At 67.1% G+C, this 9143-nt stretch carries 3 protein-coding genes; all 3 read right to left on the bottom strand.

All coding sequences use genetic code 11. The features are described 5' to 3' along the window. Nucleotides 1-894, bottom strand: an 894-nt coding sequence (locus A9Z05_RS29845) for a condensation domain-containing protein (protein ID WP_256122125.1), incomplete at its 3' end; no start/stop codon positions are given. Between the two features lie 57 nt (nt 895-951). Further along, on the bottom strand, nt 952-5619 hold the full coding sequence (locus A9Z05_RS29840) for a condensation domain-containing protein (RefSeq protein ID WP_069621240.1): 4668 nt from the start codon (nt 5617-5619) through the stop codon (nt 952-954). Further along, the gene (locus tag A9Z05_RS29835; protein ID WP_218077830.1) at nt 5616-9104 is read right to left on the bottom strand and encodes an SDR family NAD(P)-dependent oxidoreductase; all 3489 of its coding nucleotides are present in this window, start codon (nt 9102-9104) and stop codon (nt 5616-5618) included. Before A9Z05_RS29835 ends, A9Z05_RS29840 begins: the two co-directional genes overlap by 4 nt. Nucleotides 9105-9143: the final 39 nt, after the last annotated feature.

Below are 9143 nucleotides of genomic sequence, written 5' to 3'. Positions count from 1 at the left end.
GCCGGCCATGCGTTCGATGCCGTCCACTTCTGCCGCACGTCCCGATACGACGATGCCGCCGACGACGTCGGTGCAACCGCCGTAGCGCGCAAGCAGCACCGCCCATGCACCCTGGCACAGCGTATTGAGCGTCACCCGGGCGACGCGGCATGCGCGGCTGGCCGTTTCCATCCATCCGGCCGGCATCGTCTCGGCTCGAACCGACAACGTGCGGCGCGTGTCGGCGCCGCCTGCGGCATCGTTCGCCGGCGAAGGACATACCGACGGCGCGAATCCTGCCGGCCTGCGATAGCCGCGCAACAGATCGCGCCAATAGTCGAGCGAACTGTCGCCATCGCGTGTGCGCAGCCACGCGACGTAGTCGCGATAGTCCCGCGCGATTGCGGGAAGCAGGGCATCCGGGCGGGAATAACGCTGAAAAACCTCGCCGAGCAGCAATGGCATCGACCAGCCGTCGAGGATCGCGTGGTGATAGGTCCACAGGAACCGGTGGCGCTCGTGACCGAGCTGGATCAGCGTGACGCGCATCAACGGCGCGACGCTGAAATCGAAGCCGCGTGCACGGTCGCTCGCCAGCAGATGTTCGAATCGATCGGCTTGCTCGTCGGCCGCTCGCTCGCGCCAGTCGATCACCTCAAACGGCAATCCGACCGTATGCCGAACGACCTGCAGCGGATTCTCTTCGTGCAGGCGAATGAACAGCGTCTTGAGTGTGTCGTGGCGATGCACGACCGCTTCCCACGCGCCGCGGAATCGCTCGAGATCGAGCGGGCCATGCAACACGCAGGAAAATTGCTCGACGTAGATGCCGGAGGCTGGATCGAGTCGCGAATGGTGAAGCATGCCTCGCTGCAGAGGCGTGAGCGGGTAAATGGTGTCGACGTTTCGGGTCATCCTGGATTCCTGGTGCGGTCATGCTCGACGAACGCGCGGTATCGCGCGCCGTCGCGTTCAGCGCTCGAGTGCGTCGATTTCTTCCAGCAGCGCGTCAAGCGCGTCCTGATCGACATCGAGTTGAGGAACGTCGTCGGGTGTCAGACCGCCCACCCCGTCGGCGCTGCAATGACGAATCAGCATCGTCAGCGCCTCTTCGACGCGGCACATGAGGCAGCCGATGCTTTCGTCGACGCCCGGCACCCCGAAGAAGCTGGACTCCACGGTCAGCCTGCCGCGCGACACGTACGCGACGACGTCCAACAGGTGCGTGCGCCGCTGGCGGGGGCTGCGGATGCCCGGCGCCGGTTCGGGCGGCCCGCCGTACAGCGGCGACGACGGCCCCGACAATTGCTCCAGTTGACCGAGATAGGTAAACAGGATCGGTGCGCGCGGAAACGACGTCAGCGCGTCGGCGCCGGCCTGCGATGTCGCGTCGAGATAGCGCAGAACGCCATAGCTCGCGCCCTTGCGCGGCACCTCGCGCAGTCGGGCCTTGACCGACTTGATGAGCGCCGACGGATCCGCGGCGGTGACCGGCGTGTCGATCAAGACCGGATAGATCGACGTGAACCAGCCGACCGTGCGGCTCAGGTCGATCGCGTCGCCGAGCGCGTCCCGGCCGTGCCCCTCGACGTCCACCAGCAACGCATCGCTGCCGCTCCATGCATGGAAGCCCGCGTGCAACGCGGCGACGAGCAGGTCGTTCGCGTCGGTGCCATAGGCACGCGGCGCCGTGGTTCGAAACGCGTGCGTCAGATCCGCATCGAGCGTGATCGCGCAACTGAGCGACGATTCCTGATAAGCATGCTGGACGATCGAGGTCAGCCCGTGACGCATCAGCGCCACCCGTTTCGGCCCGCCCAGCACGTCGCGCACCCGTGCGTTCACGTTGCGCCAGTAGAGACGATCGTCGTCGAGCGCGTCGCCCTGCGCCAGCGCGAGCCACTGGTCGACCCAAGCCTTCACGGAGCTCGTCTTCAGCGGCAACGCCGCTGCCGTGCGGGCGCGCAACCGCAGATAGCAATCGGCCAGATCCTGCAGCAGGATGCTCCAGGACACACCATCGATCGCCATATGGTGAACGACGATCAACAGCCGGCTGCTCGACACGCTGGTGCTCTCGAGCCACCTGACCGCCATGAGCCGGCCGCCCTCGAGGTCGAGGCTGCTCTGTGCGGCGTCGATCGCGTCACGCCACATGCGTTCGCAATGCCGGCCGGCCGAGTCGATACACGGGACGATCGCAAAATCGACGGCGTCGGAACCGCCGTCGCCGGCAAACACGTGCCGCATTCCGTCGCCATGCGCGACGAAACGGGAGCGCAGCACGTCGTGATGACGCATGACGACGCGGATCGCCTCGGTCATGATGCTCGCATCGGGCGTCTCGCCGAGCGGAACGAGCAGCGCCTGGTTGAAGTGCGAACGATCGACGTCGACGCGCTCGACGAACCATTGCGCCGCCGGACCGAGCACCGCCTCGCCCTGCACCGGCCCTTGATCGACATCGAGACCCGGCGTCTCGCGCACCACCGTCGACAGGCTCGCCACGGTCGTATGCAGGAAGATGTCCTGCGGCTTCAAATACATGCCGTCGAGCGCGGCCCGCGATACGATGACCGCGGCGAGAATCGAATCGCCGCCCAATTCAAAGAAATCCTGATCGACGCCGACCGACGGCTGGCCGAGGACGTCGGCCCAGATCGCGGCGAGTTTGCGTTCGACGTCGGTCGACGCGCGACGGTCGGCCCGCTCGCTTGCGCGTGGCAGCGGGAGCCCGCCTGCGTCGAGTGCGCCGCTCGCGTCGAGCGGCAGCCGGTCGAGCACCATGATCGCGTCGGGGTGCATCGCGTCCGGCAACGCATGCTTCAGTGCCGAACGAACGGCGTTTTCGAGTGCATGCGCATCCACGTGACCGTCGTCCGCGACGAGATAGGCAACCAGCATTTCCTGCGACTCCCGAACGACGCACGCACAGGCAACGGCGGCCACACCGGGAATCGCGGAGATGGCCTGCTCGACCGTGCCGATCTCGATCGGCACGGGTCGGTGACGCGCGACCCGTGACGAAGGATCCGCGCACAGCAGGTCGCCGCCACGGCGGACGACCGACACGCCGGTGGGTATCAGCGTTCTGTCCGGGGGGGCGGTTTCGAGTGCAGCTCCCGCACCCGACGCGCGGATCGACGCGCCGTCGAAGAAATGCAGTTCTCCGCCCTGACGATCGTCGGCGAAAGTTCCGGACGATCCGAGTGCGAACGCAACGCGTCCCGGATACGACGGCGCCAGCAATGGCCAGCCGTCCGGCCCGGCCGTGAACGCACACAGCGCCGAACCGGTGTCCGCGCGCTGCACCGGGACGAAGTACGCCGCAGCGGGTATCCGGTTGGCCGCGGCGAACGACTTCAACGTGTGCGGATGCTCGCCGTACGCGACAAGCGCGCGTGCCCGCCCCATGCCGGCGACATCGGCACGTTGCAACAGAAGGCACGGCAGGAGGAGCGACGGGCCGTCCGCGAGCAATCGGTCGAGTTCCGCGTACGCGATGGTCGCGATCGCCGGGTCGCCGGAAGCGAGCGCGCAGATGGCGGCTTGCTCGGACAGGCGAGCCGTGCCGCCGACGAGCACGACCTGGGCGAGTGCCGCTGCCGACAGCCAGTCATGCGCGCCGTGCGGAACGAGCGCCGTTGTGTTGGCGTCGAGATGGAGCAATTGACCGACATAGTCGAGCAGCGGCTCGACCGCCGACACCTTGCCGGCCGCAACGCCGTCGTTGCGCGCGGCGACATCGTGCGCACGCACGACGTCAATCGCGTCGATCTCCCAGCCGGACCAACCGTCGCTGCGACCGCGGCACACTGCGTCGGCCGTGTCGCCCGACACCGTATAGCACGCGCCGACGGCGCGGATCGCGAGCAACGCGACCGCGCGCTCGGCGACACTTTGCAGTCGGAGTTCGACACGTTTTCCGGCACCGATCCCGATGGCATCCAGTTGCGCGCGGACGGCGCGAACCGCGTCGCGGACCTCGCCGTCGCCGATCGCGCGATGGTCGAATTGCCAGACCACGCGCGAGACATCCCGCTGCATCTCGGATTCGGCATGGGACGCGCGGTGCACGAATGCGTCGGCCGCGGCAATGCGGCTTCGCGCATCGTCGATCGGTGCCGTCGCGAGTGTGTACTGGTGCAGAGAACGGCTGGTGTCAGCCACCACCTGCTCGACGAGATGCGCATACTGGCTCGCGAATCGCTCGATCGTTTCGTCGTCGAACAGATCCGTATTGAACGTCCAGGCGGTCAGATATTCGTCGCCGAGATCCTGTACGTTGAGCGTCAGGTCGTGTGTCGCGCCACGCGTACCGGTGCTCGATGCGGCGAGACGCTCACGATAGAACGGCACACCGGTCCCGCCTTCGGCGGCGAAATCGCCTCGCGCCTGGTTCCAGTTGTACATCACCTGGTAGATCGGCGACCGGCTCGGATCGCGCGCCGGTCGCAGCGCATCGACCAGCAACGGGAACGGATAATCCTGATGATCGAGCACGCGCAGCATCATTTCACGCGTGCGCCGCAGCAGATCGTCGAACGAATCGTCCGGCCAGACTTCGCACGCGAGCACGACCGTGTTCACGAAATGACCGACCACGCGCTCGCTGCCCGGCGCATTGCGCCCGGACGTCGGTGCGCCGATCATCAAGCGCGCCTGCCCGGTGTGAAGGTGAAGATGCAATTGATAGACCGCGAGCAGCAGCATGTACGGGGTCACGCGCAGCAGCCGGGCCGTATCACGCACCTGCTGCGATAGCGTCGCGCCGAGCGACCGGTCGTACACGCGGCCATGCTCGGTTTTGCGCGGCGGGCGCACCCGGTCGGTCGCCAGGCTCAACACCGGAAATCCGTGTGCCAGCTCGCGCCGCCAGAACGCCGCGAGATGCTCGCCGTCCGCGCCGTCGAGCCGTGCGCGCTCGTGTTCGACGCAATCCTTGTACTGCACCGGCAGAGGCGGCAACTTCAGCGTCTCGCCAGCGCAGGCGAGACGGTAGAGCGTGCGAAGCTCGTTGAGCAGGATCTCGAGCGACCAGAAGTCGGCGGCGATGTGGTGGACGTTCAACAGCAGCACCGCGCGAATCGCGTCGGCGCCCTCCCGCTCGTTCAACAGTACCTTGAGCCGGATCGGCGATTGCGTCAGGTCGAACGGGCGATTCGACTCTTCATCGATCCACCGGCGGATCGCGGCTTCGTCAGCCGCGAACACGCGATCGACCGAGAACCGGGCGCGCGCTTGCGACCCTACCTGCTGACGCGGCTCGCCATCGATCACGCGGTACGCGGTGCGCAGGATCGGGTGGCGTGCGATCAGGTAATCGACGCAGCGGCGCAGCGTGGGTATGTCGACATCGTCGTCGATACGCGTCGCGTACGTCACGTTGTACGCCGCACTGTCGGGATTGAGCTGATGCAGCGACCAAAGCGATTTCTGCGCGAACGAGAGCGGGTAGGTGCCTGCCGTTCCCGCAAATTGCTCGAGCAGTGCGATGAGCGTCGCCTTGTGGGTCTTCAGCTCTTCGACGAGCGAAGGTGTCACCGCGCCCTTCGGCGCCTTGTATTGCAACTTGCCGTCCTGGGTCCAGAGCTCGATTCCGCGCCCCGCCAGTTCGTTGATGAATTCGATCGAGCTCACAGCTCTCCTCCTTCCATTTCGACGCCGAACGTCGCTTCTCCTGACACCACGTCGATCCGGTCCGCGGCGCGCGATGGCGGTGTTCCGTCGGGCGCCCGCGACTCGCTGCGGTCGAGCGTCGCCATGATCGTGCGCACGACGTCGTCGACGGTCGCGCCTTCGAGCAATCGCCCGAACGGAATATCGACGCCCAGCTCGCTGCGCAATGCATTGCGGAATTCCGCGGCCATCAGCGAATCGAGCCCGAGCTCGATCAGCGGGATATCCGGCGCGATCCGTTCGCTCGACGTATGCAGGGTCGCGGCGATTGCGTCGATCAGGTGTCCACGCAGCAATTGCATGCGCTCGTCGTCCGGCAACCCCGCGATGCGCTCACGCAAACCAGGGCCGGTACCGGCCGGGCGATTCGCTGGCGGCGCTGACGGCACGAGTTCCGACAACAGCGCCGCCATCGCCCGGCTCGGGCTGCGCTTGATCAGCGTATCGACTTCCACGTTCCAGATCTGGGTCTGCCCGTCCGGTTCGGCGACCAGCGTGTCGAACACGCGCAGTGCGACGTCCGGCTCGATCGGCTTGAGACCGAACGATGCGATGCGGCGCAGTTGCCGCGCGTCGAGCTGATCGACCATCCCGTTGCCGCCCCACAGGCCCCAGTTCATCGTGTGCCCGGGCAAGCCGTCCTGGTTGCGCAACGCCGTCAGCGCGTCCACATAGGCGTTCGCGGCGGCGTATGCGCATTGGCCCGGAGAGCCGATGCAGGCCACGATCGACGAAAACGACACGAAGTGCCGCAGCGGCAGATGCGCGGTCGCACGATGCAGATTCAACGTTCCCGCGACCTTCGGCGCGAGCACCTTCAATACGTCGGTCATCGGCTGGGTCGCGAGCAGGCCGTCGTCAAGCGTGCCCGCCGCATGCAGGACGCCCACGAGCGGATGCGCGGAATCCGCTTCGAGCGCATGGACGAGCGCGTCGATGTCGGCGGCGGACGCGACATCGGCCGCCACGAATTCGACGATCGTGCCGTGCGCATCGGCGATCGATGCCAGGCGTGCGCGTTCGCTGTCGACCGGCACCTGGCGGCTGGCGGACACGATCTTCGGCACGCCATTCCGGATCAGCTGCTCGATCACCCGCGTACCGATTGCACCGCGCCCGCCCGTCACCAGATAGGCGCCGTGCGCCAGCGATTGCGCCGCGCCGGCGTCGCGTGCGACGAGCCGCGGGACGTATACGGTGTCGCCATGCGACACGAACTGCGTCTCGCCGGTCGCCGCGGTGCCCGCCAGTGCGGTCAGCGCGCTCGCGCAAGACGTCGCATCGAGCGCCGGCAGATCGACCACACACACCGGAATGTCGCCGCTCTCGTGCATCAGGCTGCGGGCGACGCCCCAGGCGGCCGCCTGAAACGGCGACACGCGCACGTCGATACCAGGCACGCGCTGCGCCGCCTGGGTCACGATGCAGACGGTCGGCATGCCCTGCGGCCAGCGGATCGACTGCACTTCGCGCCAGATGTTCGCGAAGCGCCGGTAAGCTGCGCCAACCGCGGCGAGTTCGTCTTTTGATTCCGCGTCGTCTATCGACGGCCACACGTAGAGCAGCACGGTACGTCGTGCATTCGGGCCGGCGAGGGCGTCGTTGTCGAACGCAGCACGAATGCGACGGGTACCTGCATCGTCGTCGAACAGGTCGTCCACCGGCAGCGCCGCGCGCACACACGCGTTGCCCGTGTCTTCACATGCGTGCGCCAGCATCGCGTCCGTCACGGAACCGTTGCCGATCAGCACGAAGTTCGCGCGTGCGTCGGTCGCTTCATGTGTGGCCGCAAGCGGGCGCCAGACGAGCGTATTCAGTGCGACAGGCGGCGTGACCCGCTGAAATCGGCTAGGATCGACGGCCATCAGCCGCAATCCGGAGACGACGGCGACGCAGCCGCCCGCGTCGTCGTATAACCAGAGATCCGCGGTAGCAAGGCTGCGCTTCACCCGCGCCCGCACCGCGCACCACGCCGCACGCACGCCGCGCATCGGCATGCAAGCGATCCGTTCGATGCCGATCGGCACGAAGGCGGTGTTCAGCTCCGCATCCCACAGTGCGCCCGCGACGGTCTGAAACGCGTTGTCGAGCAGCGCCGGATGAACGATGCGGACGAGGTCATCCGTGCCGTCCGGCTCCATTTCGATTCGGGCCAGCGCCACGTCGCCGCCCCGCGACAGCACGCGAATCGAGCGAAACGTGCCGCCGTATTCGAGGCCCGTTGCCTGCAAGCGCTCGTAGAAACCGTCGACCGGCAACGCGTCGCTGCATTGCGCGCGCCATTCGTCGAGTGCCGGCGCGTCGGGAACACCGTGTACCGTCCCGATCCGCGCGGCGCACTGCAGCGTCCATTCGGGTTTGGAAGCAGCCGTGTCGTGACAGGCGTGAATGTCGATCCGTGCGCCTTCTTCTCCCGGACGCGAGGCGTCTCCCGCGTGCACGACCGTGCCGAACGTGACCGCGCTGCCGGGCTCCAGCGTGAGCGCGTTATCGAACGACACTGCATGCGCGACGAGGCAGCGGCCGTTCGCGGATTCCGCGTCGCCGCCATCGCGCCGCGATGCGGCATCGAGCAGCGCCTCGACGAATCCTGCCGCCGGGAAAACGAGTTGCCCGTGCACGCGGTGTCCGCCCAGAAACGGCAGATGCCGATCGGATACCTCGCTCTCGTAGCGAAGGTGATCCAATGCCGGAATCGCGAGACGCCGGCCCAGCACGCCACGACCGGCGGTCCGACGCGCGCTGGTTGCGCTCGTCAGCACGTTCGCCCTTTGTGCCGGCTCCCGCGCATTCACCCAGTAACGCCGCGCTTCGAGCGGATACGGCGGCAGCACGCCGCGGCGCGCGGCTTGCCGCATCGGCGCACCGGTTCGGGAGCGCTCGTATGCATGCCAGTCGACACGACGGCCGCACATATAGACATGTGCCAATGCACGCAACAACTGCTCGGTCTCGCGCCCGTCATGGTTCATCGACGGCAGCGCAATCACGTTGCCATGATCCGTCCGCTCCGCCATGCATGCGGTGACGAGGATCGAAAGCGTCTTGCCAGGCCCGATCTCGATGACCGTCGTCACCCTGTCGTCGAGCAGGGTGTCGACACCCGCGCGGAACGCCACCGTGGCCCGGACATGTTCGACCCAATACGCGGGATCGCACAGGCGTTCGACCTCGAACCGGCCCGTCACGTTGGACACGATCGGAATCGCAGGCGCGCGATACCGCACGCTCGCCGCGACGGCGCCGAATTCGACGAGCATCGGCTCCATCAGCGGCGAATGGAATGCACGCGATACCGCCAACGCCTTCGTCGCGATACCGCGCGACGCGAACAGCCGCTCGATCGACTCGATTGCGTCGGGGTCGCCCGACACCAGCACGCTCTCCGGTGCGTTGTCCGCGGCGATGGCGACGCGTCCGGGGTAGTCGCGCACGGCATCGGCCACGTGACGCACGCTTGCGAACACCGCGAGCGCGCGGCCCGG

Origin of the sequence: Burkholderia sp. A2, from assembly GCF_001729305.1 — a bacterium.
Lineage (GTDB): Bacteria > Pseudomonadota > Gammaproteobacteria > Burkholderiales > Burkholderiaceae > Burkholderia > Burkholderia sola.
The sequence above is the reverse complement of the archived record's forward strand: the minus strand, read 5'-3'. Positions and strand labels throughout refer to the sequence as shown.